The following is a 22963-nucleotide window of genomic DNA, read 5'->3' as shown; positions in this document are numbered from 1 at the left end:
ACATCATCACCGAGAGTCCTGTGCCCAGCGGGGGCCGCGTGGAGCAGGTCGACCTGCGTCTGGAGATGCAGCGCAGCTACCTCGACTACGCGATGAGCGTGATCGTGGGGCGTGCCCTGCCTGACATCCGTGACGGGTTGAAGCCGGTCCACCGGCGCATCCTCTACGCGATGTTCGACGGCGGCTATCGCCCCGACTCCTCGTTCGCCAAGTGCGCACGCGTGGTCGGTGACGTCATGGGGCACTACCACCCGCACGGTGACGGCGCGATCTACGACGCCCTCGTGCGGCTGGTGCAGCCGTGGTCGATGCGATACCCGCTGGTGCTCGGGCAGGGCAACTTCGGCTCGCCCGGGAACGACCCGGCCGCGGCCCCGCGGTACACCGAGTGCAAGATGGCCCCGCTCGCGCTCGAGATGGTGCGGGACATCGACAAGAACACCGTCGACTTCGGTGACAACTACGACGGTCACACGCAGGAGCCGATCGTGCTCCCCGCGCGGTTCCCCAACCTGCTGGTCAACGGCAGCGCCGGCATCGCCGTCGGCATGGCCACCAACATCCCGCCGCACAACATGCGCGAGGTCGCCGAGGCCGTCGGTTGGTTCCTGGACAACCCCGATGCGAGCGCCGAGGAGCTGCTCGGGCAGGCGATGCGCCGGGTCAAGGGCCCGGACTTCCCGACCGGTGCGCTGATCCTGGGCACACGTGGCATCGAGGATGCCTACCGGACCGGGCGCGGATCGATCACGATGCGCGCCATCGTGGAGGTCGAGGAGATCCAGGGCCGGCAGTGCCTCGTGGTCGGCCAGCTGCCGTACCAGGTCAACCCCGACAACCTGGCCGCCAAGATCGGCGAGCTCGTGCGCGACGGGCGCATCTCGGGTATCGCCGACATCCGCGACGAGACCTCGGGCCGCTCGGGCCAGCGCCTGGTGATCATCCTCAAGCGGGACGCTGTCGCCAAGGTCGTCCTCAACAACCTGTACAAGCACACGCAGCTGCAGGACAACTTCAGCGCGAACATGCTGGCGCTGGTCGACAACGTGCCGCGCACGCTCAGCCTCGACGCCTTCATCCGCCACTGGGTGGACCACCAGATCGACGTGATCGTGCGTCGCACGGAGTGGTTGAAGGCTCGCGCCGAGCGGCGGATCCACATCCTGAAGGGCCTGATGAAGGCTCTGGACGCCCTCGACGAGGTGATCGCGCTGATCCGCGCGTCCGCCACGGTCGAGGCGGCGCGCACCGGGTTGATGGAGCTTCTCGACATCGACACCGACCAGGCCGACGCGATCCTCGAGATGCAGCTGCGCCGCCTGGCGGCCCTGGAGCGGCAGAAGATCCAGGACGAGCACGACGCGCTCGAGCGGGAGATCGCCGAGTACAACTCGATCCTCGCCTCGCCGAGCAAGCAGCGCGAGGTGATCCGGGCCGAGCTCGCCGAGATCGTCGACAAGTACGGCGACGAGCGCCGCACCACGATCCTGCCCTACGACGGCGACATGAGCGTCGAGGACCTCATCCCCGAGGAGGACGTGGTCGTCACGATCACCCGCGGCGGCTACGCCAAGCGCACCCGGGTGGACAACTACCGGGCCCAGCGTCGTGGTGGCAAGGGTGTGCGTGGTGCACAGCTGCGTGGTGACGACGTGGTGGATCACTTCTTCACGACGACGACGCACCACTGGCTGCTGTTCTTCACCAACCTCGGTCGCGTGTACCGGGCCAAGGGCTACGAGCTGCCCGAGGGTGGTCGTGACGCCAAGGGTCAGCATGTCGCGAACCTGATGGCGTTCCTGCCGGACGAGAAGATCGCACAGGTGCTGGCGATCCGCGACTACGACCAGGCGGAGTACCTGGTCCTGGCCACGGCCCGCGGCCTGGTCAAGAAGACCCGCCTCGGCGACTACAACTCTGCCCGCACCGGTGGCCTCATCGCCATCAACCTGCGCGAGGTCGACGACATCCCTGACGAGCTGGTCGCCACCCGGCTGGTGAACTCCGACGACGACCTGCTGCTGGTCTCCCGCAAGGGCCAGTCGCTGCGGTTCACCGCGACCGATGAGGCGCTGCGGCCTATGGGTCGCGCCACCTCGGGTGTCACGGGCATGAAGTTCCGCGAGGAGGACGCCCTGCTCAGCATGGACGTGGTGACCGACGGGTCCGACCTGTTCGTGGTGACCGAGGGCGGCTTCGCCAAGCGCACGAAGGTGAGCGAGTACCGGGTGCAGGGCCGCGGCGGCCTGGGCATCAAGGTGGCCAACCTGGTGGAGGCGCGCGGCGATCTCGTCGGTGCGCTGATCACGCAGGAGTCCGACGAGGTGCTCGTGATCATGGAGAAGGGCAAGATCGTCCGATCCCACGTGAACGAGGTCAACCTCACCGGCCGCACCACCCAGGGTGTGACGTTCGCCAAGCCCGACGGCGGCGATCGGATCATCGCGATCGCTCGCAACGTGGAGCAGGTCGTCAACGGTGATCAGGAGGCTTCCGAGGCACCCGAGGGTGCTGGCGAGGGGCCTTCCGAGGCCGGGATCGCGCCGTCGGAGGCCATCTCCGAGGCAGCCGAGAGCGGCGCGTCGATGGAGAATGGCGTACCGTCAACTGACGACGAGCTGCCGGAAGGACGCTGATGAGCGAAAGAACCGTGACCTCGGGAAGCCCCGCAGGGCCGCCCCCCGCGGTCCCGCCGAGCGTGCCTCCGGCGCGATCGGAGAGGCAGCCGAGTGGTCCGCCGCAGCGCGTCTCGACCGGGAGCACTCGTGTGACAGGCTCCTCGGCCGAAGCCGGCAGACCGACGACCGAGCGCCCCGCCTCGTCGGACAACGGTTCGGGTTCGCGCGAGAAGCCGGCCCCCAAGGCGAAGCCGGTGGGTCCGCGCCGCGTCCGGCTGGCGGTGTCCCGGGTGGACCCCTGGTCGGTGATGAAGCTGGCGTTCCTGCTCTCGATCGCCGTGGGTATCGGCATCGTGGTGGCCACGGCCACCGTCTGGCAGGTGCTGAACCAGATGGAGGTCTTCGCCGAGATCGAGAGCGTCATCGAGGCCGCCGAGGCGATGAACCAGTTCGGCGAGCTCCTCCAGTACCTCCAGTTCTCGCGGGTGCTCTCTGTCGCAACCGTTGTCGCGGTCGTGGACATCGTGCTGATGACCGCGCTGGCCACCCTCGGTGCTTTCGTCTACAACCTGGTCGCGGCGATGGTCGGCGGCCTGCACCTCACCCTCACCGACGACTGAGAGTGGCGCTTCTCACAAGGGGCGCTCCGCCGTCGGTTCTGGTTTGGGCGGAACGAGGCGCCTGAGGTACCCTCGACCGGCGCCCCGTTCCTCGGGCGTGTGCATGTTCGGGCCTATAGCTCAGTCGGTTAGAGCGCTTCCCTGATAAGGAAGAGGTCGCTGGTTCGAGTCCAGCTAGGCCCACGACCCGCCCGGCGAAGGAGCGTGAGATGAAGAAGCTTGCCGTCACCGCACTCCTGGTCGCCGCAGCGGCCATGATCTGGCGGGCGCTGGAGGATCAGCGCGAGCAGCGGGACCTGTGGACCGAGGTCACCGACCAGCTCCCCTGACCGGTCGACAACTTCACACGCGGGGCCATGGCGCAATTGGTAGCGCACCTGCTTTGCAAGCAGGGGGTTGGGGGTTCGAGTCCCCCTGGCTCCACCATCGCCTTGAGACCCGCCGTCTCTAGCGACGGGGACGACGACGCGTTCGCGGGCCGCAGCCGGACTTCGGCAGCCGCAGTAAGGTCGCGACCAGGATCGCCGCGCCGAGGGCGACGGCCGCATTGACGCCGATCGCGACCCGCAGCCCGGGCAGCAGCGAGGTGACCAGCATGCCGGTAGCGATGGCGGACATGACCGGCGTACCCAGGGCGATGCCGACCTGCTGGCTCAAGGTCACCAGGCCGGTGGCGAGGCCCTGGCGCTCGGCGGGCACACCCGTCGTGGCGGCGACGACATAGCCGACGATGGCGACCAGGTTGGCGATCCCGCCGACGAACGTGAGGATCAGCAGCGGGACCAACCAGGTGCGGCTGTCACCGACCAGGGCGAGCGGTGCCGTCGCAGCCGCCTGCACGAGGAGCCCTCCCACGACGGCGGTTCGTGCACTGGTCCGGCCGATGACCTTCGGCGCGACGAGCCCGCCGATGACCGTCCCGATGCCGAGCACGGCGAGGACCAGGCCGGCGGCGATCGCGCTGTACCCGAGGATCCGCTGCAGGTAGAGGGTGATCAGGAACACCAGCGAGGTGAAGGTCGCGAACGCGAGCAGCCCGGCCGCGTTGCCCCACCCGATGTTGCGCTGCCGCAGCAGATCCGGCGCCACGAGCGGCTCCTTGACGCGGGTCTCGATCGTGAGAAACACGGCGCCGAGGATCAGGGAGCCCAGGATCGGTCCCCAGGTCCCGGGATGGGTCCAGCCGTTGTGCCCGGCACCCTCGATGCCCAGCACGAGCGCGACCAGGGCCAGGGTGATGGTGATGGCGCCGGGCACGTCGAGCCTGGGGCGTGTCCCGCGGGACGGCTCGCGCAGCACGAACGGGGCGGTGACGAGCACGACCAGGGCGACGATCACGTTGATGAAGAACGCCCACCGCCAGGACACAGCGCCGGTGAGCACACCGCCGAGCACGGCGCCGGCCGTGAACCCGGCCGCCATGAGCGCCCCGTTGAGACCGAGCGCGCGGGAGCGCGCCGGCCCCTCGGGGAACATCGTCGTCATGAGCGAGAGCGCCGCCGGGGTGACCATGGCCGTCGCGATGCCCTGCCCGGTGCGGGCGACGATCAGCAGGGTGGGATCGGTGGCCAGGCCACCCGCGAGGGAGGAGAGGCCGAGCAGCACGATGCCGATCAGGAACAGCCGCTTGCGCCCGAAGAGGTCGGCGACCCGCCCGAAGAACAGGGTGAACCCGGCGGCGGACAGGGCGAAGGCGGTGACGATCCACTGCAGCGCGGCGGTGACGAACCCGAGCTCGGCACCGATGTGGGGCAGCGCGACGTTGAGGATGGAGAAGTCCACAGCGAGGGTGAAGTTCGCGGTGAGCAGGACCGCGACCGCGATCTTCTGCGCCGGGCTGAACGGTTCCGGGTGCGCGGACGGGTGCGGCGGCGTCGAGGTCTCGATGGTGCTCATGCGATCCAGGCTCTGGCCGTGCCGCGCGGATAGCCAGGGCTCCGGTCGACCTGGGCTGGGGTTGCCTAGCACTGACGGGGCCAGGCTCCGCCGGACCGAGTGCATGACAATGGAGGGCGTGCCAGTCCCACAGCCCCTCGACACCGACGGCCCCGTCACCGAGCTGGGCGAGTTCCTGCGCTCGCGCCGCGATCGCATCAGTCCTGACGAGGCCGGCGTCAACAGCTATGGGCGCCGTCGCGTCCCAGGTCTGCGCCGCGAAGAGCTCGCACAGCTGGCCGGGATTTCTGTGACCTACCTGACCCGCCTCGAGCAGGGGCAGTCCCAGAACGCCTCGGACGCGATCATCGACGCCCTGGCACGCGCCCTGCAGCTCGACGCCGACGAACGGGCGCACCTGTACGCGCTGGCGCACCCGGCGCCCAGCAGGCGGCTGCGCACCACGCCGAGGCTGGAGCTCGCCAAGCCCGGCGCGGAACGACTGCTGCACTCGATGGGCGATGTGGCCGCGGTGCTGCTGGGCCGCTTCAACGACATCTCGCCTGGAACCGCGCCGGACACCTCTTGCTGGCCGGGCACGTCGATCGCGACGCACCTGCGGACCTCGAGGATCGCCCGAACCTGGTGAAGCTGCTGTTCCTCGACGAGCACACCCGGGATCTCCACGTCGACTGGGCCGAGGAGGCAGCGCTCGCGGTCGCGTCCCTGCGCTTCGTCGCCGCCCAGTTCGCCGATGACCGCCGCCTGGCCGAGCTCGTCGGCGAACTGAGCGTCAAGAGCCCCGAGTTCGCGCGGTTGTGGGCAGGACACGACGTCCGGTTGTGCACCAGCGGGACGAAGCGCTTCCGGCACCCCGAGGTCGGCGATCTCGAGCTCGGGTACGAGGTGCTGCACCTGGCCGAGGGCAATGGTCAGCGCATCCTCACCCACATGGCCGAGCCCGGTAGCCCCTCCTTCGCGGCGCTCCAACTGCTCACGTCGACGGCCTAGCCGGGACGGAACGTTCCAGCACCGCGCCCGAGCGCCCGGTGTCGGGGTGCCCCCTGGACCCATGGAGCCACGATTGGCGCCAGTGATCGCCCATGAGGTCGGCTGGCCTACGCTGGCCAGGTGGCTTCTCGCACAGAGCGAACCGAACTCATGGTGCGTCAGCGCAACGCAACGGCGTCGGCGATCATGCGCACGATCGTGCGCCAGGGACCGCTCGGTCGCAAGGAGCTCGCCGCAGTCACCGGCGTCAGCTTCACCACGATCACCAAGACCGTGACCGAGCTCCTCGAGCTCGGCGCACTCACGGAGGTACCACCCTCGGCACCGCGCGGCGCCGGGCGACCGGTGACCCCGCTCGACGTCCCTGCCGTCGGCCGCCTGGTGGTCGGCGGGCACCTGCACCCGGAGTCCACCTCCTGCGGTGCTTACACGATGCGCGGAGATGTCGTCACCTGGCGGTCGGCGCCCGCGAGCGGTGGGACCCAGCGGGAACGCATCGAGGAGGCCGCCGAGCTCGTCGAGGAGATCGTGGCGGAGGTCGGGTCCGCCGCAGTCATCGGGATCGGCATGACCACGCCGTGGGCCGAGCTGCACCACGGTCAGCCCCCACCGCTGGTCGCCGACGTCGATCCGCACGCCCTCTACACCGGCCTGCGTGGGCACCTCTCCCACCCGGTGCGCGTCGAGCCGAACGTCCGCGCGCAGGCGCTCGAGCACTACTGGTGGGCCCAGGGTGGCGACGACGTCCTCACGGTCCTCGTCGGGCGGTCCGTGGGCGTGGCCCTGATGCGAGGCGACGACCTGGTCTGGGACGGTCCGGGCGCGGGAGGGCTCGTCTCGCACCTCATCGTGCCGGGTTCCACCTTCCCGTGCGAGTGCGGTCAGATCGGGTGCGTCAAGGCGACGTGCACGGACGATGCGCTGCTGCGGCGCGCCGTCGACTCGGGACTGCTGCCCCCCGGGTCGTTGCAGCGGGACCTCTACCCCAAGGATGACACCGAGGGGCTGCGCCAGCTCCGCCAGGCCCGGGCCGAGGAGCTGGGCCGCGTGGTCCCGCTCATCATGAGCCTGGTGGCGCCCACCGAGACCACCGTGCGCGGCAGGTTGGGGACACCCGAGGAGATCGAGAGCTGCATCGACATGATTCGCGTGCGCTACCGCGAGCTCGTCGGGCGGGAGGCGAAGGTCCGCTTCTACGACCGCCGTCGCCCCGACTACTGGCCCCACGCCTCGGCCGCGCTCGCCCTGGACAGCTACCTCGCCTCACCGCTCTGGCACGAGGGCGACAGGGCGTTGCGAGATCGCGCGGTCGCGGTCGGCTGAGCCGGCTGGTGCAGAGCCCCGATGGCTTCGACCTCGTCGGGGTCCCGACCGGGCTACCGGAGCCGCCGAGCCTCCATCGCGATGATGCGATCCCCCTCGCTCGTGATGAGCAGCAGCGACGCGGGCTCGCCGTCGTCCGTGCTGAGCACGCCGAGCCGGTCCCCGAGCTCCACCACCTCGAACTCGTATCGGGTCACTCCCTGGCGGAATCGTGTGGCGCCGTTGGCCACCTGCTCGGCGCCGCGCACGATCCGGATGCCCGCCGGGCCCTCGTCCACGCGGAACTCCACGTCCGGGTGCAGCACGCCGATGAGTCCCTCGAAGTTCCCGGTGCCGGCAGCCTCGAGGAACGCGTCCACGACCGCCCGTTGCTGCCGCCGGGTGGCGTCACCGCTGGGCTGCGCACCACGCAGCCGCTCCCGCGCGCGGCTCGCGAGCTTGCGCGCGGTCGCCGGGGTCCGGTCCACCACCCCCGCGACCTCGCCGAACGGCATCCCGAACACATCGTGAAGCACGTACGCCAGGCGCTCGTCGGGCTCGAGCTGATCGAGCACGATCATCAGCGCATAACTGACGCGCTCGGCCGTCTCGATGCGTGAGGCCGGCCCGGGGATCGCCGTCTCCAGGTCGGGCAATGCGTCGAGCGGGTCCTCGGGGCGGCGGGTGCGTACCCGCAGCTGGTCCAGGCAGATCCGGCTGACCACACGGGTCAACCACGCCCGCAGGTCCTCGACGTCGGTCACGTCGGTGCGCGCGAGTCGCAGCCATGTCTCCTGGACCGCATCCTCGGCGTCCGCGTACGAGCCGAGCATCCGATAGGCGACGGCCGCCAGGTACGCCCGATGCCGGTCGAACTCGACAGCGAGACCCTCACCCGATGCGTTGCCGGTCATCGTCGACGACACTAGCTCGCGGACCTCCTCGCGAACAGTGCCTGTGGGTCGTACTCGGCGCGGATCTCTTCCAGACGGCGGCGCGTGCCTTCCGGATGGACGCTCGCCCGTGCCTCGGGCGAGCTGCCGTCGAGGAAGTTGGCGTACGCACCCTCGGTGTGTGGTGCCAGCCGCGCCCAGACGCCGTCGAGCCCGGCGCGGATGCCGTCGAACGCGGGTGCCGGGCCACCGCAGAACGTGGTCACCATCAGCTCGGCGCGGCGGTGGGCGAATGCGGTGTCGTGGGGACCGACGTCGGCCACCGCACCGCCGATGCTGTTCAGCACGATCGCTGCGGGCTGCGGCGCAACAGCGATCGCCACCACCTCGGCCACGGCGTCACCGACCGATTCTGGCGGCACGAAGCCGCTCCGCACCGCGAGCCGGATCCCCGGCGGCAGCACGTGGCCCTCTTCGAGGACCTCTCCGTACGGCTGCACCGTGACGGTGTCGGACTGCAGGGTCCCGAGGGCGCGCAGCGGGTCTATCAGGGAATCGGCGTCCCCTCCGATGGCGGCCACCGTGACCTCCACCGGCGCATCCACGCCGCCCGCGAACGGGTTCGCGAGCCTGACCGCCGAGGTCAGCTCGCGCGGAGCCGTCCGCAGGTGCTCCGCCCAGCCGGTCACGACCTGCGCGGCCTCGGTGGCGGGGAAGGTCAACGTGCCGAACGTGACGGTGGACAGCCTCTCGGCCTGGAGCTCGAAGGAGGTCACCACGGCGAGACCACCGCCGCCACCGCGCAGCGCCCAGAACAGGTCCGGGTGGCTCACGGTGGAGGCCGTGACGACCTCGCCGGCCGCCGTGACCACCTCGGCCGAGACCAGGTGGTCCAGCGTCAGGCCGTGCGAGCGCACCATCCAGCCGATCCCGCCCGAGAGGGTCAGCCCGCCGACGCCCACCGAGGCGGTGTCGCCCGAGGAGATCGCCAGCCCGTGCGGGGTGAGTGCCTGGACGACCGCGCCCCAGGTGGCGCCGCCTCCGATGCGCACGCGATCGCCGTCGAGCACCTCGATCGAGTCGAGCGCTCGCAGGTCGATGACGATCCCCTCGTCCACGGTCCCCAGACCGGCGAACGAGTGCCCGCCGCCGCGCACCGCGACAGCCAGCCCGGATGCGGCGGCAGCCCGCACGGCCCGCTGCACGTCGGCCACGTCGCGCGGCCGGAGCACGAGCGCGGGCGTGCTGGGCAGCAGCGGTGTGCGGGCTGCGGCCTCGTAGTCGGGCGAGTCGGGGGTGATGACCGAACCGGTGAATCCGTCGAGCTGTGGCTCGAGCGTGCTGAGCATGAGGTTCTCCTTCCGGTCCCGCCCGGGTGGCGGGTCCATGAAGGAGACGCCCGGCGCGGTGAAAGTGTGACCGCTACAGCTGACGCGCCACCGCGGCGGCCGCGCGGAGCCAGGCCCGCTGGGTAGCGGCACCGAGGGCGTCGAACCGCAGCACGTTCTCCACCATGGCGCGGTCGAACGGGATCGTCACCACCGAGGACACCCAGCCCTCGAACCCGCGCGCGATGTCCGCCGCGGAGGGGTTCGAGTCCTTCTCACGCGCCTGGGAGACGACGACGACGGCACGCTGTGCGAGCTCGGCCGACCGGCCACCGCGCTTGGTCAGCGCTTCGAGCAGCAGTGCACCCGCCTCGGCGTGCTCGGGCTTGGCGATCGTCGGCACCACGAGCTGGTCGGCCTTCTCGATCATCCGGAGCCAGTGGCTGGCCGACTCGTCGTTGCCCGAGTCGACGAGGATCAGTCGGTAGTAGCGGCCGAGCACGTCGTGGATCGAGTCCACGTCGGAGCCGCTGATCCGCTGCTCGGAGCTGAGCAGGTTCGGGTTGGACCGCAGCACGTCGTACTTGTCCGCGGCCTGGTGGTGCACGAAGTGGCTGATGTCGCCGGCCCGCGCGCTCGGGTTCAGGAGCTCGTCGGTGCGCGGGATGAGGTCGAGCACCGTGCCCTCGTGCTTGCCCTGCTCGGTGCGCCACCCGAGCGTGCCGCGAGTCTCGTTGTTGTCCCACGCGATCGTGGCGGCACCGGAGTAGCGGGCGAACGTTGCGGCGAGCAGCGCCGTCGTCGGGGTCTTGTTCGCTCCGCCTTTACCGTTCACCACGGCGATCGTGCGGACGCCGGGCCAGTGCTGCGAGACCGCGTGGATGTCGTCGCGCTCGGCACGCTCCGCCGCCGACGGCTGCGTCCGGATTCCCACCCGCGCGAGCGTGCCGCGCAACCCCTTGCTCGCGGGGGCCTCGACCTGCTCGGACTTGAGGAACGACTCGCGCAGCTGCCGCCGGGTGAGCGGCTGCTCCTGCCCGACGGCGGAGCCCGGCTGACCCTGACCGGCACCGTGGTCCTGGGGGTACCCGGAATGGGGCTGCTGCGGCTGGGGCTGGGGCGGCGGTTGGCCCTGGGTCCAGGGCGAGGACCCCTGCTGGGGCGCTTCGTAGAGCTGGGGTGCCTCGTGGTGCGTCGGAGTCGGATGCTGGGGCGACGGGATCTGCTGGGGCGCCTGCTGCTGAGGTGCGTGCTGCTGGGACGGCCGGTCCTGCTGCGGCTCCTGCCCGGGCGTGGGCCCAGGGGCGAAGGGTGACGGGGCGGGCTGCGGCGGCGTCTCGGCGGGCCGGGCACCCTGCGGGTCGTTCGCTGCCGTGCGCATCCATGAGGCGACGTTCGCCGGCCCGGTGGCCGGCGCCGGCACCGGTGCCGGCACCTGGGTCGGGGCCTCGAGCGTGGACGGTGCCGCGCCGGGCGGGCCCCAGGCGCTGGCGGTCTCGTCGACCACCTCCTCCGCGGTGACCGAGCCGGGCGGGATCGTGTCCTCGGGCAGGTCGTTGCTGGTCATCTCACCGAGCGATCCGTCGGGGTTCACGGTGAGCACGAATCGGCCCTCGGGGTCGTAGGTGTCGACCTGGATCGGGCGCCCCTGCTGGCGGGCGTGCGCGGCGATGTGGGCCACCACGTCGGCACGGGTCTGCTGCAGCGTGGTGGCGAGCACCCGCTTGGCCACGCCGTCGATGACGACCTGGGCGTTCCCGTCGGTCCGGATGGTGGCGATCGCGCGCGATGGCGTCATGGTCACGGCTTCTCCCTCGACTCGGCAGGGCGCACGCCATGCGTCCCCTGCACCATCGTGGCAGGGCCGACCCACATTCCTCACCCACATCCCTGGTGAGTACTGCCCACCCACGGGTGCGACGCCGTCGAGCGTGCTCACCCCGCTCACCCTCTCAGGGCGAGAAGGGCAGCCCGGGATCGCCCTCGCGTCAGGGCTCTGAGGCCGATGAACCACCTGGTCAGCGGGTTAGCGTGACGAGGTCGCGCGGCGTTTGCCTGAGGGGGTAGTCGCGGACATGTAGGGGAACCGCTCCGCCGTTCGGGGCGACAGATGAGGGTGGCTGCGCTGCGGCCGCCCTGGAGGACCATGCGCACGACACACACGCACGCCCGCCGTCGATCGGTGGGTCTGATCGGATTCCTTGCGCTGCTGCTCAGCGCGATCATCGGGGCGGGGGCGGCCACGGCTGCCCCGCCATACACGACCGAGGCGACCATCACCTCGGTCGACTTCAGGCTCGAGGAGGTCACCTCCGGCAGCACGGCACAGCTCGACCTGACGTGGGCGCTCGCGGACCACCCGGCGGCGCCGGCCGGGTTCGTGATCGACCTTCCCGAGCCGTTGCGCGGCTACGCGGACTCGTTCCCGCTGCTGGACGGCGACGGCATCGAGATGGGCGCGTGCACGGTCACCGCCGCGCAGGTCTACTGCGACCTGGACGCCGACTACCTCGCCGAGAACCCGCTCGACATCAGCGGTGCCCTCTCCTTCTGGGTGAAGGTGCGCACCGAGGTGTCCGAGAGCACCGAGGTCACCTACGACGTCCACGGCGTGGAGGCCACCATCACGGTGAACCCGCCCTCCTCGGGAACCTGCAAGGACAGCTGCGAGTTCACCGGCCGCGGCAGCTACAAGTGGGGCAGCTACGACACCGCCACGGACACCGCCTCCTGGCAGGTGGTCGTGAAGGCACCCGCGCAGGGAATGGCGGGTGGCGAGCAGCTCACGGTCACCGACCGGGTGGGCGCTGGGCAGGAGATCGTCAGCGTGCGTGTGCGCCACACCGACACGCTCGTCATCGACGGGAACGGCCGTGAGGGACCTGGGCGGTACGTGACGATGGACCCCAGCGGGTACTCGGTCTCGGACGACCTCAGCACCGTCACGCTGACCACCGAGCAGGGCTTCTTCTACGTGATCGACTACGTCACCGCCATCACCGACGGCGGCGCCTCGGCCACGTACACGAACGAGGCCGACATCACGATCGCGGGCGAGAACACCAAGACCGTGCACGCCAAGGTGGTCAACAAGGGTGGAGGCGGCACCGGCTCGGGCACCAACGTCGGAGCGTTCACGATCACCAAGGAGGTGCTCGGTGCCGCTGACGCCGTGGTTGGCATGACCTTCAGCGGCCGCTACACCGTGACGACGCCGGGCGGCAGCGTCCATGAGGGCACGTTCGAGGTCTCCGACGGGCAGACCTGGACGAGCGCGAGCTTCCCCCGCGGCTCGACCGTGCACCTGACCGAGGCGGTGCCGACCGGACCCGCGAACGTGAGCTGGGCCGCGCCGGTGTTCTCCCAGAACGACTTCACCCTCGGCTCGGGGACCCGCACCGCCGTTGTGCTCACCAACGAGGCGACCCTGCTCACCGGCGCCTTCTCGGTCGCCAAGTCCATCGAGGGCGACGGCGCAGCCCTGGTCCCGGCCGACACCACCTTCGTGGTGGCCTACTCCTACCCGGCCGGGCAGGGGTACGAGGCCGGCTCGGGTGAGCTGCTCGTGCCCGCCGACGGCACGGTGGTGGAGAGCCCGCAGCTGCCCGCGGGCGCGGTGCTCACGCTCACCGAGCTCGAGCCCGCGACGATCACCGGCCTGACCTGGGAGGGCGCGGTGTTCTCGACCGACTCGGTGACCATTGCCGCCGGCGAGGTCACGGCGGTGCAGCTCACGAACACGGCGTCACCCACGACGCCGACCGATCCGCCCCCGACGGTCGAGCCGACCGATCCCCCGACTGCGACCGAGCAGCCCGATCCGGACGAGACCGAGACCGAGGTCGAGGGCGAGGTGGCGAGCAGCGGGACTGTGCTGCAGCCGCAGCTTGCCCAGACCGGCACCGACCGGGGCGCCGAGCCCCTCGCCGCGGCCCTCGCCCTGATGCTCCTGGGCGTCGCGCTGCTGGCGGTCCGCCGTCGCCGGACGGTCTGACGGCCCGAGGTGCACACAGGTCCGGTCGAGGAATCGGGCGGACCTGTGTGCACCCGGACTCTTGCCGGTGTGGGTGCTCCGTGTCAGCCTGGGGCCATGTGCCGCAACATCCGACCCCTCCACAACTTCGAGCCCCATGCCACCTCGCAGGAGGTGCAGGACGCCGCGCTGCAGTACGTGCGCAAGATCAGCGGGATGACCAAGCCCTCGCAGGCCAACCAGGAGGTCTTCGACCGCGCGGTGGCCGAGATCGCGCATGCCACCGAGCACCTGCTCGCCGATCTCGTCACCACCGCGCCGCCCAAGGATCGCGAGGTCGAGCGTGAGAAGGCCCGCGCCCGTAACGCCAAGCGATTCCCGGAGACCGCGTCGGCCTGAGCCCTCGCATTCCACGTCATAGGGCGATATCATCGCTCTATGACGATGAATGGGGCGGACCTGCGTGACGGCGCCGATGGCACCTGCCGCACCTCCCGCCATGACCACGAGGCCGTGGCTGCGGTGTTCCGCGCGCTCTCCGAGCCCGTGCGGCTGCAGATCGTCCATTCGCTGTCCGACGGCGAGCGCCGGGTGGTCGATCTCGTCTCCGAGGTGGGGCTCGCCCAGTCGACGACGTCGGCTCACCTCGCGGTCCTCCGCGAGGCCGGCCTGGTCGCGCCCCGGGCGGTCGGGCGCTCCACGTACTACTCGCTCACCACCGGTTCGCTCGGCGCCCTCGTGCATCGGGCCGAGGAGCTGCTCGACGAGGGTCTGCACGCCGTCGTGCACCGGCACGAGGACTGACATGGGGATGGGCCACGACCACGGCGGGGGGACGGCCGGGCAGCGGCACTGGGGCCGGCTGATCGCCGCACTCGCGATCACGTGCACCGTGATGGTGGTCGAGGTCATCGGCGCCGCGGTGACTGGCTCGCTGGCGCTGCTGTCCGACGCCGGTCACATGCTCACCGACGCGGCCGGGCTGGCGATCGCGCTCGCGGCCACGTGGCTCGCCGCGCGGCCTGCTGACCAGCGCTGGACGTTCGGCTGGCAGCGCGCCGAGGTGCTCGCGGCGCTCGTGAACGGCGTCCTGCTCACGGTCGTCGCGGTGCTGGTGCTCGTCGAGGGGATCCAGCGCTGGCAGCACCCACCGGAGGTGGCGGCGCCCGGCATGCTGGCGATCGGTGCGCTGGGCCTGATCGCCAACCTCGTCGCGCTCCTGCTGCTGCGAGGTGGTCAGCGCGAGAGCATCAACGTGCGTGGCGCCTACCTCGAGGTGCTCGGGGACCTCATCGGCTCGGTGGCGGTCATCGTCGCCGCGATCGTGATCGTCACCACCGGCTGGCAGCGCGCGGACGCGGCCGCCTCGGTCGCGATCGCCGTGCTGATCCTGCCGCGTGCTCTTGCGTTGCTGCGATCGGTCGCCAAGGTCCTCCTCGAAGGCACCCCGGACGACCTCCGGCTCGCTGAGGTCCGCACGCACCTGGAAGGGGTGGAGGGCGTGGTGGCCGTCCATGACCTGCACGCCTGGACCATCACCTCCGGGGTGCCGGTGCTGACGGCGCACGTCGTCGTCGACGACACCGTGCTCGCACCTGAGAACTTCTGCGCCGCGCTCGACGCGATGCAGGGCTGCCTGCGCGGCCACTTCGACGTCGAGCACTCCACGTTCCAGCTCGAGCCCGCCGGGCACGACGACCATGACGAGGTCGCGGCGCACGCGTAGGTGCGCGATATTGCGGGACCGCCTAGCCTGCCGTTGACTCAAACGCTTCGAGGTGGATACCGATCAGCCATCCCACGTTGATCGACTCGCTCGCGGGAGACTCGACGCCGTTGACGATCTGGACCGCGTACACCTCGTCGACGCCGCTGGGGATGAGCGTGAGGAGGAAGAGCCAGTCGCCGTTGACCGCCGTGGTCTCCAGGACTGACTCACCCGCGGGGTTCCGCAGCTCCACGGTCGCCCCGTCCACGGCCTCGCCCCCGAGCGCCACCCCGATGCCGGCGACGGTGATCCCACCGATCGTCGGCGCGGCCGGCGGGACCGGAACCTCAGGATCGTCGATCAGTGGGATCGACTGCGGAGTGCTCTGCGACGTCCGGTCCCCGAGGGTCTGCGTCGCGACGACCTCGACACCGCTCAGCTCCGGCAGGGCGGCGGTTTCCAGCCGCCAGGAGCCGTCGGTATGCACGAGACCGGAGTCAACCTGTAGGCCCTCACCGCTCAGGCTCACGGAAGCGCCCGGCTCACCGGTTCCACTGAACACGATCAGATCGCCCTGGCTCTCGATCGCCAGCGTCAAGGGCACGAGCGGGATGGGGTTCAGGATCGGCGGCACGTAGTTGGGCAGTGTCATCGGCGCGGACCCGGTAGACGCAAGCCCGTGGGACCCGACCTGGATAGCGACGGCCGCAGTGCCGCCGATCTCGGTGCTGAGGGCGAAGCGCGCACCCCAGACGCCGTTGTCGTCGGCAGTCACCTGGGCGAGCGGGGCTCCCCCGATGCCGACGATCCGGACCCGCGCGCCGGGATCGGCACCGGCACCGCTCAGATCCACGGTGGTGCCGGTCGTGGCGTACCCGGTGATCGTCGGCGGGGCAGGCCGGGCAGGGAGCGGGACCGGCTCGCTGAGGGCCGACTCGAGCTCGTTGATCGTCTGGATGGCCACGACCGTGAGGCCGGCGACCACATCGAGGTCGGGCTGCACGCTCCAGGTGCCGTCGGCTGCGACGGTCGTGGTCGCGACCTCGCCACCAGGCAGCGCCAGCGGCGCGCGGGGAACGACCGATCGTGTGCCGGTCGTCCCGCCGGAGGTGCCTGTGTCAGCGGCCGCCACCGTGACCGTCGCGCCCGGCTCGCCCGTGCCGTGCAGCTCGATGAGACCGGCCTCGGTCACCAGATAGGTCATTCCCGGTGCTGCGGGCGGCTCCTCGGACGGCTCAGGCTCCTCGGTGGGGTCGGTCGGGTCGGTCACCGGCGGCACCGTCGGGACCGGGTCGGTCGGGTCGGTCACCGGGGGCGCGGTCGGCGCCGGGACCGTCGGTGACGGGTCCTTCGAGGGCGGATCGATGGGGGTGGTCGTGGTCGCCGACCCTCCCGCGCCGGCCGGAACGGACGAACCTGGCAGGCCGGCCCCGTCGCCCGGCGTCGTCGTCGAACTGTCTGTCGGGGAGTCCGCGGGGTCGCTCGCCTCATCGGCGTCGTCACCGTCGGACGCGGAGTCGGTGCCCCCGCCCGAGCTGCCACCCGCGACCGGAGACACGACGAGGCTCCGGCCGTCGTCGGCGTTGCCGATCGGCTCAGCCGACCCCGGGTTCATGGCGACCACGGCGACCACCACCACAGCCGCCGTCGAGGCCGCGCCGAAGGCCAGCCCACGCCTGCCCACGGCCCCGAGCTGCTTCGCCACCCACGTGGCGGGACCGAGCGAGAGCCCGGTACCTGCGAGCGCCAACCCACCCCACAGCACGACCGGGAGGAGCAGCACGCGCAGCTCGGACGCCGCGGCGTCGACCTCGAGCAGCACCGCGCGGCAGTACTCGCAGTCGTCGAGGTGGCCGCGCACCTGGGTCTCGCGGCGGTCGGTCAGCTTGCCCTGCGTGTAGCGGCTGAGATCGCTCACGTACGGCCGGCAGTCCTCCGGCACCAGGCCCTCGTTGACGTGCGCGTCCAGCCAGGCGGTCCGCAGTCCTTCGCGCGCCCGGTAGGACAGTGCAGCCGCCGAGTTCGCCGACATGTTCCACCGCTCGGCCAGCTCGGCGGGCGAGATGCCCTCGACCTCGCCGAGCCACAGCGCCTCCTGCCAGCGGGTCGGCAGCGACTTGAACGCCTTCGTCAACAGGTGCCAGCGCAGCCGCGACTCCGGCTTCGAGGTGTCGCGCAGGTCCTCGCCCGCGAGCGTCTCGAGCTCGTCGGTGGCGATCGTGCGCTCACCGCGCGTCCACCCGGCGATCACGTGCCGCACCGTGGTGGCGAGGTAGGCGCGGAACTCCGTGATCGGCCCGCCACCCTCCTTGGTCGCGTGCAGGATGCGCATGAACGCCTCCTGCACCGCGTCCTCGGCGAGCTGGCTGCGGGAGGAGTAGCTGTGCGCCGCACGGGTGGCCGCACGATGGTGCCGCCGGTACAGGGCCTCGAAGGCTTCGCCGTCGCCATCCCGGGCACGCGTGAGCAGAGCGTGGTCGGGCATGCCGACGGGCACCGCCATAAGGCCCCCAGTTCCTGTGACTCGGCGTGTCTCCACACCATGGCTACTGCTGCACATGGTACGGCAGCGCTCCGAGTGACATACATCACACACGGATGCGCGTCATGATCCGTGAGCCACGGCGTCTCTCACACGTACCCATCCGGGGGGTTGGGTCGAGTCCACACCTTCGGTGGGTGGGGCGGGGTCGGGCCTGCCCCACCGCACGGAGGTGGTCGGAGGGGAGACGAGCGGTGCGGGCTGGAGAGGGGACCAGCCCGCACCGCGCGTCCTACATCCGCTCGGGAGCGGCGATGCCCAACAGGTCCAGCGCCCGCGCCACTGTGCGCCGTGTCAGGTCGACGAGAGCCAGCCGCCGGTCGCGCACGACCCCCTCGGCACTCAGCACCGGGCATGCCTCGTAGAACTCGGTGAACGCGCGTGCCGTCTCGTAGAGGTAGGTCGCGAGCTTGTGCGGCTCGTAGCCGTCGATGACGTCGACCAGGACCTCGCCGAAAGCGTCGAGCTGCAAGGTCAGCGCCCGCTCTGCGGGCTCCAGTCCCTGCGCGACGGCGCCCGGCACCATCGTGGGGGTGGCCAGTCCGCGGTCGGTCGCCTTGCGCAGGATCGAGGCCATCCGGGTGTGCGCGTACTGCAGGTACACCCCCGTGTTCCCGGTGAACGCCACCATCCGCTCGGGGTCGAAGACGTAGTCCTTGACCCGGTTGCTGCTGAGGTCCGCGTACTTGATCGCGCCGATGCCGGCTTGCTCGGAGATCCGCGTGAGCTCGGCCTCGTCGACCTGCTCGCCGCGTCCCTCAGCGCCCTCGCGCACGACGTTCTCAGCCGCCTCGACGGCCTGGTCCAGCAGCTCCGCCAACCGGACCGTGCCGCCCGCGCGGGTCTTGAACATCTTCCCGTCCGAGCCCAGCACCGAGCCGAACGGCACGTGCACGGCCTCGATCTGGTCGGTCAGCCAGCCCATCCGGCGCGCAGCCTCGAACACCTGCTTGAAGTGCATCGCCTGCGGTGCGCCCACCACGTACAGGATCCGGTCGGCCTTGAGATCCTTGATCCGGTGCCGGATCGTGGCCATGTCGGTGGTGCCGTAGCCGTAGCCGCCGTCGGACTTGCGGATGATCAGGGCCGCCGGCTGCTCGTCGCGGCCGATGATCTCCTCGGACAGCACCACCAGCGCGCCGTCACTCTCGACCGCGACTCCTGCATCGGCCATCTCCTTGGCCACCGACGCCAGCACGGCGTTGTACGTCGACTCCCCGGCGGAGTCGGCCGAGGAGATCTGCACGCCCAGCCGGGCGTAGATCGTGTCGAAGGCGTACTCCGACTCCGTGACGATGTCCTTCCAGACCCGGAGCGTGTCCTCGTCACCTGCCTGCAGGGCGACCACACGCCTGCGGGCACGGTGCGCGAACCCCGGATCGCCGTCGAACTCAGCTCTGGCCTTCTTGTACAGCTCATCCAGCGCAGAGACCGGCGAGGCGGGGTCAGCCGCACCCTCCAGGTCCGCGTGGCGCCACGGCTCGTCGGGGTGCTCGTCGATGTAGGTGATCAGCATGCCGAACTGGGTGCCCCAGTCACCGAGGTGGTTCTGGCGGATCACCTGGCTGCCCAGGAACTCGAGCACGCGCACGAGCGAGTCACCGATGATCGTGGAGCGCAGGTGCCCGACGTGCATCTCCTTGGCGATGTTCGGCGCCGAGTAGTCGACCACGGTGCGCCGCCCGAGCTCGGTCGAGGGCACCCCGAGCCGGTCGTCAGCGAGCCGTGCCTCGACCTGTGACCACAACGCGGCGTCCGAGAGCGTGAGGTTGATGAACCCGGGGCCCGAGATCTCGACCTCGCCGATCAGCACGTTCTCGCTGATCTGCTCGACGACGGCGCTCGCCACCTCCCGCGGCGAGGTCCCGACCTTCTTCGCGAGCGCGAGCGCCGCGTTCGCCTGCAGGTCCGCGTGGTCGCTCGGTCGGATCAGCGGGTCCGCCCCGGCGTGATCGGGGTAGGAAGCAGCGATCGCGTGGCCGAGTGCAGTGCTGAGCTGCTCGGCAAGAGGGGTCACATGCGCAGACACGCCCGTCATTCTCGCACCGCCCGCGCAGTGGCACGGCTGCCCCCGGCGGGGTGGCGGTGGCTCAGGGTCCACACCACGGGATCGATGGTGGCTCAGCGGCCACTCGGCCGGTGCCACTGGTCACGCAGCGGCCACAGCAGACGGCTCGGTGGACGCTGCGCCACCTGCCAGGTCCGGTGGTGGACGCTGCGCCACCAGCCGGGGAACGAGGTGGTCGGTGAGACCGCCGGGTGTCGAGCCGAGTGCGGACCTGCTCGCCGTCACCGTGAGGCGGTGTCCGACGACGAACGGCCCCTCACCGTGCGGTGGGGGCCGTTCGTGAGGGTTGAGCCTCAGTCGTTCTTCGCGTCCTCGGCGGCGTCCTTGACCTCGGCCTTCGCCTCACCGGCGGCGTCCTTGGTCTTGTCCTTGGCCTCGCCGGCGGCGTCCTTGGACTTGTCCACGGCCTCAGCAGCCGCGTCCTTGACCTTGCCAGCGGCCTCAGCAGCAGCATCCTTGGCCTTGACGGCAGCACCGGAGACCGAGGCGGCCACGTCGGACGCGGCGTGCTTCGCCTTGTCGACGGCCGAGGGACCCTGGTGCGGCGCCGGGGCGACGGCGTCGTCCCAGTACTCCTCCGCCCACGGGTCGTCGACCGGCTGGGTGCGGCGCCAGATCAGCACGCCTGCGCCCGCCACGGCGGTGCCCACGAGCACCCAGCCGAGCGTCTTGGCGAACTTGTTGCCGCCCTTGGCCTGCTTCTCCTGCTCTTTGGCGACCTTCTCGGCAGCAGCGATCGCGGCGCCCGCCTTGACGTGCAGGTCATCGGCGCCGGTACGGGCGGCCTTGGCGGCCTCCTCCATGGCGGCGATCACCCGGGGGATGACCTCGTCGACGATCTTCTCGTGCGCGACGTCGACTGCGCCACGGCTCTTCTCAGCGGCCTCGGCCACCTTGGGAGCAGCGGCCTCGACGCCCTTCTTCCAGGCGCTCTCGACCCGCGGCGTTGCCCACTCGATCGCGTGCTCGACCTTCGGGCTGGCCCAGTCCTTGCCCTGCTCAGCGAGCGACCTGGCGATCTTGCCGGCTTCGTGCGCAGCATCCTGGGCGGTGTCGCGGACCTGGTCCGCGGAGATCTTGTCCTTGCGAGCCATGTCTCTCCCCACGCTGTAGCACCTGCGCGATCCGCAGGTGGGTGATGAAGCCCCAGCCTATGTCGTCCAGGCGCGGCGCGCACACGGGTGCAGCAGTGCGAGGATGAGGGGCATGGACGCGATCCTTCACACCAGCGCCGGCGACATCGTCATCGAGCTGCTCCCGAACCATGCCCCGAAGACAGTCAAGAACTTCGTCGAGCTCGCCAAGGGCGAGCGCACCTGGACCGACCCGGCCAGCGGCGAGGAGAAGAACGAGCCGTACTACGACGGCACCGTCTTCCACCGCGTGATCCCCGGTTTCATGGTGCAGGCGGGCGACCCGCTCGGCACCGGCACCGGCGGTCCCGGCTACAACTTCGACGACGAGATCCACCCCGAGCTCGGCTTCGGTCAGCCCTACGTGCTCGCGATGGCCAACGCGGGCAAGCGCATGGGCCGCGGCACCAACGGCTCGCAGTTCTTCATCACGGTCGGCCCCACCCCGCACCTGCAGGGCAAGCACACGATCTTCGGCAAGGTCAAGGACCAGGCGAGCTCCGCCGTCGTCGACCAGATCAGTGGTGTCGCCACCGGGCCCAACCGGCGCGCGATGGAGCTGTTCAAGATCACCGACGAGCGCGAGGCGCCCGGCGACGCGCCCGTGCAGGACGTGGTGATCAACTCGGTCGAGATCGTCGACTGACCCCATGACGTCCTACCCCTCCGCGCCGCCCCCTGGTCAGCCCGGCGGGTCCGACGGCGGTTCCTCGCCGTTCGGGACCCCGCCGCCTGCTGCTGGCCAGGGGTGGGCCGGTGGGTCGCCCTTCGGGAACGCGGGGACCCCGGTGCCACCCCAGCAGGGGGCACCGGTCTGCCCGCGGCACCCTGACCGGGTCAGCTATGTGAGCTGTCAGCGCTGCGGACGCCCCACGTGCCCGGAGTGCCAGCGCCCGGCCGCGGTCGGGGTTCACTGCGTCGACTGCGTCCGCGAGGCCACCAAGAACGTCCGCCCGCGCACGACCGTGTTCGGCGCGAAGGTGCAGCCGGGCGCCAGGCCGGTCGTCACGATCACGATGATCGCGCTGTGCGTGCTGGTGTTCCTGATCGACATGGTGGACTCCTCGCTGCGGCAGGCGTTCACGTTCAGCCCGGCGAGCGGGCGCATCGAACCGTGGCGGATGCTCACCACGGCATTCCTGCACGCGCCCGGGAGCTTCGGGATCGTGCACCTCGGGTTCAACATGGTGGCGCTGTGGTTCACCGGCCCCTTCCTCGAGCAGGCGCTCGGCCGGATCCGGTTCCTGGCGTTGTACCTGGTCAGCGCGCTGGGCGGCTCGGTCGCGGTGCTGCTGCTGACGCCGCTGGAGCTGTGGGAGCGCGGTGCGGTGGGTGCCTCGGGCGCGGTCTTCGGGCTGTTCGGCGCCGTCGCGGTCGTGATGCTGCGACTGAAGATGCGCAACTCCTCGATCTTCAGCGTCATCGGCATGAACCTGGTGATCACGTTCCTGGTGCCGAACATCTCCTGGCAGGCCCACCTCGGTGGCCTGCTCACCGGCGCCGCCATCGCGGCCGTGTACGCCTACCTGCCCAAGAAGCTCCAGCAGACGGGTGCCATCGCAGGCGTCTCCGCGATCGCCGTCGCCCTGATCCTGGCCGCCGTCATCCGTTACGGGATGGTCTAGTCCGGCTCTCGGACCCCGTTCACGCACAGCCCGGGACGACGACGGCGCTCGCCGCTGTTCGGCTCGCCTCCCTCTCCCTGGCTCGGGTGGTGCTGCCGTGCGCCAGTCCCCAGGTGTGGGCAACGTTGTGGAGAACTACACGGGTGTAATTCCACACGTGTGAACAACCCTGTGGATGTTCGCGCGCTCCCTGGGAGCACGCTTGCGCTGTCGGTCCGGGGCGTCCCCGGGACTCCGATCGATAGCCTGATCGTGCGGGCCGCGTCC

19 protein-coding genes and 2 tRNA genes are annotated in these 22963 nt (G+C 70.6%); 14 read left to right on the top strand and 7 right to left on the bottom strand.

The window, feature by feature from the left end:
* The first annotated feature begins 65 nt into the window (after positions 1–65).
* The 5 genes from gyrA to GPA03_RS19800 all read left to right on the top strand — a co-directional run bounded on the left by gyrA (position 66) and on the right by GPA03_RS19800 (position 3664).
* The gene (gyrA, locus tag GPA03_RS19815) at positions 66–2636 is read left to right on the top strand and encodes a DNA gyrase subunit A (protein WP_156253807.1); all 2571 of its coding nucleotides are present in this window, start codon (positions 66–68) and stop codon (positions 2634–2636) included.
* A gap of 131 nt (positions 2637–2767) precedes the next feature.
* Positions 2768–3238, top strand: a complete 471-nt coding sequence (locus GPA03_RS19810) for a DUF3566 domain-containing protein (RefSeq protein ID WP_241681396.1) — start codon at positions 2768–2770, stop codon at positions 3236–3238.
* Positions 3239–3347: 109 nt separating this feature from the next.
* Positions 3348–3421: transfer RNA gene (locus GPA03_RS19805), tRNA-Ile, on the top strand.
* Between the two features lie 26 nt (positions 3422–3447).
* Positions 3448–3567: a DLW-39 family protein gene (locus GPA03_RS22940; protein WP_241681395.1), complete on the top strand. Its 120-nt coding sequence runs from the start codon at positions 3448–3450 to the stop codon at positions 3565–3567.
* 21 nt (positions 3568–3588) lie between these two features.
* A tRNA-Ala gene (locus tag GPA03_RS19800) sits at positions 3589–3664 on the top strand.
* Between the two features lie 21 nt (positions 3665–3685).
* Here GPA03_RS19800 and GPA03_RS19795 read toward each other — a convergent pair.
* Positions 3686–5134 carry an MFS transporter gene (locus GPA03_RS19795; protein WP_156253779.1) on the bottom strand — a complete coding sequence of 483 codons (1449 nt, stop codon included), beginning with the start codon at positions 5132–5134 and terminating at the stop codon, positions 3686–3688.
* A 118-nt stretch (positions 5135–5252) separates the two neighbouring features.
* Between GPA03_RS19795 and GPA03_RS23125 the strand changes: the two genes are divergently transcribed.
* The 3 genes from GPA03_RS23125 to GPA03_RS19785 all read left to right on the top strand — a co-directional run bounded on the left by GPA03_RS23125 (position 5253) and on the right by GPA03_RS19785 (position 7447).
* Entirely contained in the window at positions 5253–5762 is a 510-nt protein-coding gene (locus GPA03_RS23125; protein WP_338325741.1) for a helix-turn-helix domain-containing protein, read from the top strand.
* The gene (locus GPA03_RS23120; RefSeq protein ID WP_338325740.1) at positions 5699–6124 is read left to right on the top strand and encodes an MmyB family transcriptional regulator; all 426 of its coding nucleotides are present in this window, start codon (positions 5699–5701) and stop codon (positions 6122–6124) included. The genes GPA03_RS23125 and GPA03_RS23120 overlap by 64 nt, the downstream gene beginning before the upstream one ends.
* A gap of 120 nt (positions 6125–6244) precedes the next feature.
* Positions 6245–7447 carry an ROK family protein gene (locus tag GPA03_RS19785; protein WP_156253778.1) on the top strand — a complete coding sequence of 401 codons (1203 nt, stop codon included), beginning with the start codon at positions 6245–6247 and terminating at the stop codon, positions 7445–7447.
* A 53-nt stretch (positions 7448–7500) separates the two neighbouring features.
* Here the strand turns inward: GPA03_RS19785 and GPA03_RS19780 are convergent, their stop codons facing one another.
* From GPA03_RS19780 to GPA03_RS23085, 3 genes are all read right to left on the bottom strand, one after another.
* Entirely contained in the window at positions 7501–8340 is an 840-nt protein-coding gene (locus GPA03_RS19780) for a sigma-70 family RNA polymerase sigma factor (RefSeq protein ID WP_156253777.1), read from the bottom strand.
* 11 nt (positions 8341–8351) lie between these two features.
* Positions 8352–9668, bottom strand: coding sequence for an FAD-binding oxidoreductase (locus tag GPA03_RS19775; protein ID WP_156253776.1), 1317 nt, complete (start codon positions 9666–9668; stop codon positions 8352–8354).
* Positions 9669–9741: 73 nt separating this feature from the next.
* Complete coding sequence (locus tag GPA03_RS23085) at positions 9742–11445, bottom strand: ATPase (protein ID WP_277755260.1); 1704 nt, start codon at positions 11443–11445, stop codon at positions 9742–9744.
* Positions 11446–11793: 348 nt separating this feature from the next.
* Here GPA03_RS23085 and GPA03_RS19765 point away from each other — a divergent pair, with 348 nt between their 5' ends.
* The 4 genes from GPA03_RS19765 to GPA03_RS19750 all read left to right on the top strand — a co-directional run bounded on the left by GPA03_RS19765 (position 11794) and on the right by GPA03_RS19750 (position 15346).
* Positions 11794–13641 (top strand): DUF5979 domain-containing protein, encoded by a 1848-nt coding sequence (locus tag GPA03_RS19765; RefSeq protein ID WP_156253774.1) that lies wholly within the window; start codon positions 11794–11796, stop codon positions 13639–13641.
* 96 nt (positions 13642–13737) lie between these two features.
* Positions 13738–14019 carry a DUF2277 domain-containing protein gene (locus GPA03_RS19760; RefSeq protein ID WP_156253773.1) on the top strand — a complete coding sequence of 94 codons (282 nt, stop codon included), beginning with the start codon at positions 13738–13740 and terminating at the stop codon, positions 14017–14019.
* A 39-nt stretch (positions 14020–14058) separates the two neighbouring features.
* The gene (locus GPA03_RS19755; protein WP_241681394.1) at positions 14059–14424 is read left to right on the top strand and encodes an ArsR/SmtB family transcription factor; all 366 of its coding nucleotides are present in this window, start codon (positions 14059–14061) and stop codon (positions 14422–14424) included.
* 7 nt (positions 14425–14431) lie between these two features.
* Positions 14432–15346 carry a cation diffusion facilitator family transporter gene (locus GPA03_RS19750; protein WP_156253772.1) on the top strand — a complete coding sequence of 305 codons (915 nt, stop codon included), beginning with the start codon at positions 14432–14434 and terminating at the stop codon, positions 15344–15346.
* A gap of 22 nt (positions 15347–15368) precedes the next feature.
* Here the strand turns inward: GPA03_RS19750 and GPA03_RS19745 are convergent, their stop codons facing one another.
* From GPA03_RS19745 to GPA03_RS19735, 3 genes are all read right to left on the bottom strand, one after another.
* Positions 15369–17813, bottom strand: a complete 2445-nt coding sequence (locus tag GPA03_RS19745; protein ID WP_162458442.1) for a sigma-70 family RNA polymerase sigma factor — start codon at positions 17811–17813, stop codon at positions 15369–15371.
* Positions 17814–18102: 289 nt separating this feature from the next.
* Positions 18103–19908 carry an arginine--tRNA ligase gene (gene argS, locus GPA03_RS19740; RefSeq protein ID WP_156253770.1) on the bottom strand — a complete coding sequence of 602 codons (1806 nt, stop codon included), beginning with the start codon at positions 19906–19908 and terminating at the stop codon, positions 18103–18105.
* Positions 19909–20231: 323 nt separating this feature from the next.
* Positions 20232–21032 (bottom strand): hypothetical protein, encoded by an 801-nt coding sequence (locus GPA03_RS19735; RefSeq protein ID WP_156253769.1) that lies wholly within the window; start codon positions 21030–21032, stop codon positions 20232–20234.
* A 112-nt stretch (positions 21033–21144) separates the two neighbouring features.
* Here GPA03_RS19735 and GPA03_RS19730 point away from each other — a divergent pair, with 112 nt between their 5' ends.
* On the top strand, positions 21145–21717 hold the full coding sequence (locus GPA03_RS19730) for a peptidylprolyl isomerase (RefSeq protein ID WP_156253768.1): 573 nt from the start codon (positions 21145–21147) through the stop codon (positions 21715–21717).
* A 4-nt stretch (positions 21718–21721) separates the two neighbouring features.
* On the top strand, positions 21722–22696 hold the full coding sequence (locus tag GPA03_RS19725) for a rhomboid family intramembrane serine protease (protein WP_156253767.1): 975 nt from the start codon (positions 21722–21724) through the stop codon (positions 22694–22696).
* Positions 22697–22963: the final 267 nt, after the last annotated feature.

This window comes from Pseudactinotalea terrae, assembly GCF_009733845.1.
Taxonomy (GTDB): Bacteria; Actinomycetota; Actinomycetes; order Actinomycetales; family Beutenbergiaceae; genus Pseudactinotalea; species Pseudactinotalea terrae.
The sequence above is the reverse complement of the archived record's forward strand: the minus strand, read 5'-3'. Positions and strand labels throughout refer to the sequence as shown.

Excerpts from the sequence above, each read along its gene's own strand:
- gyrA (WP_156253807.1), top strand. The coding sequence starts at position 66 with ATGCAGCGCAGCTACCTCGACTACGCGATGAGCGTGATCGTGGGGCGT.
- GPA03_RS22940 (WP_241681395.1), top strand. The coding sequence starts at position 3,448 with ATGAAGAAGCTTGCCGTCACCGCACTCCTGGTCGCCGCAGCGGCCATG.
- GPA03_RS19795 (WP_156253779.1), bottom strand. The coding sequence starts at position 5,134 with ATGAGCACCATCGAGACCTCGACGCCGCCGCACCCGTCCGCGCACCCG.
- GPA03_RS19780 (WP_156253777.1), bottom strand. The coding sequence starts at position 8,340 with ATGACCGGCAACGCATCGGGTGAGGGTCTCGCTGTCGAGTTCGACCGG.
- GPA03_RS19775 (WP_156253776.1), bottom strand. The coding sequence starts at position 9,668 with ATGCTCAGCACGCTCGAGCCACAGCTCGACGGATTCACCGGTTCGGTC.
- GPA03_RS23085 (WP_277755260.1), bottom strand. The coding sequence starts at position 11,445 with ATGACGCCATCGCGCGCGATCGCCACCATCCGGACCGACGGGAACGCC.
- GPA03_RS19765 (WP_156253774.1), top strand. The coding sequence starts at position 11,794 with ATGCGCACGACACACACGCACGCCCGCCGTCGATCGGTGGGTCTGATC.
- GPA03_RS19760 (WP_156253773.1), top strand. The coding sequence starts at position 13,738 with ATGTGCCGCAACATCCGACCCCTCCACAACTTCGAGCCCCATGCCACC.
- GPA03_RS19755 (WP_241681394.1), top strand. The coding sequence starts at position 14,059 with ATGACGATGAATGGGGCGGACCTGCGTGACGGCGCCGATGGCACCTGC.
- GPA03_RS19750 (WP_156253772.1), top strand. The coding sequence starts at position 14,432 with ATGGGCCACGACCACGGCGGGGGGACGGCCGGGCAGCGGCACTGGGGC.
- GPA03_RS19745 (WP_162458442.1), bottom strand. The coding sequence starts at position 17,813 with ATGCCCGACCACGCTCTGCTCACGCGTGCCCGGGATGGCGACGGCGAA.
- argS (WP_156253770.1), bottom strand. The coding sequence starts at position 19,908 with ATGACGGGCGTGTCTGCGCATGTGACCCCTCTTGCCGAGCAGCTCAGC.
- GPA03_RS19735 (WP_156253769.1), bottom strand. The coding sequence starts at position 21,032 with ATGGCTCGCAAGGACAAGATCTCCGCGGACCAGGTCCGCGACACCGCC.
- GPA03_RS19730 (WP_156253768.1), top strand. The coding sequence starts at position 21,145 with ATGGACGCGATCCTTCACACCAGCGCCGGCGACATCGTCATCGAGCTG.
- GPA03_RS19725 (WP_156253767.1), top strand. The coding sequence starts at position 21,722 with ATGACGTCCTACCCCTCCGCGCCGCCCCCTGGTCAGCCCGGCGGGTCC.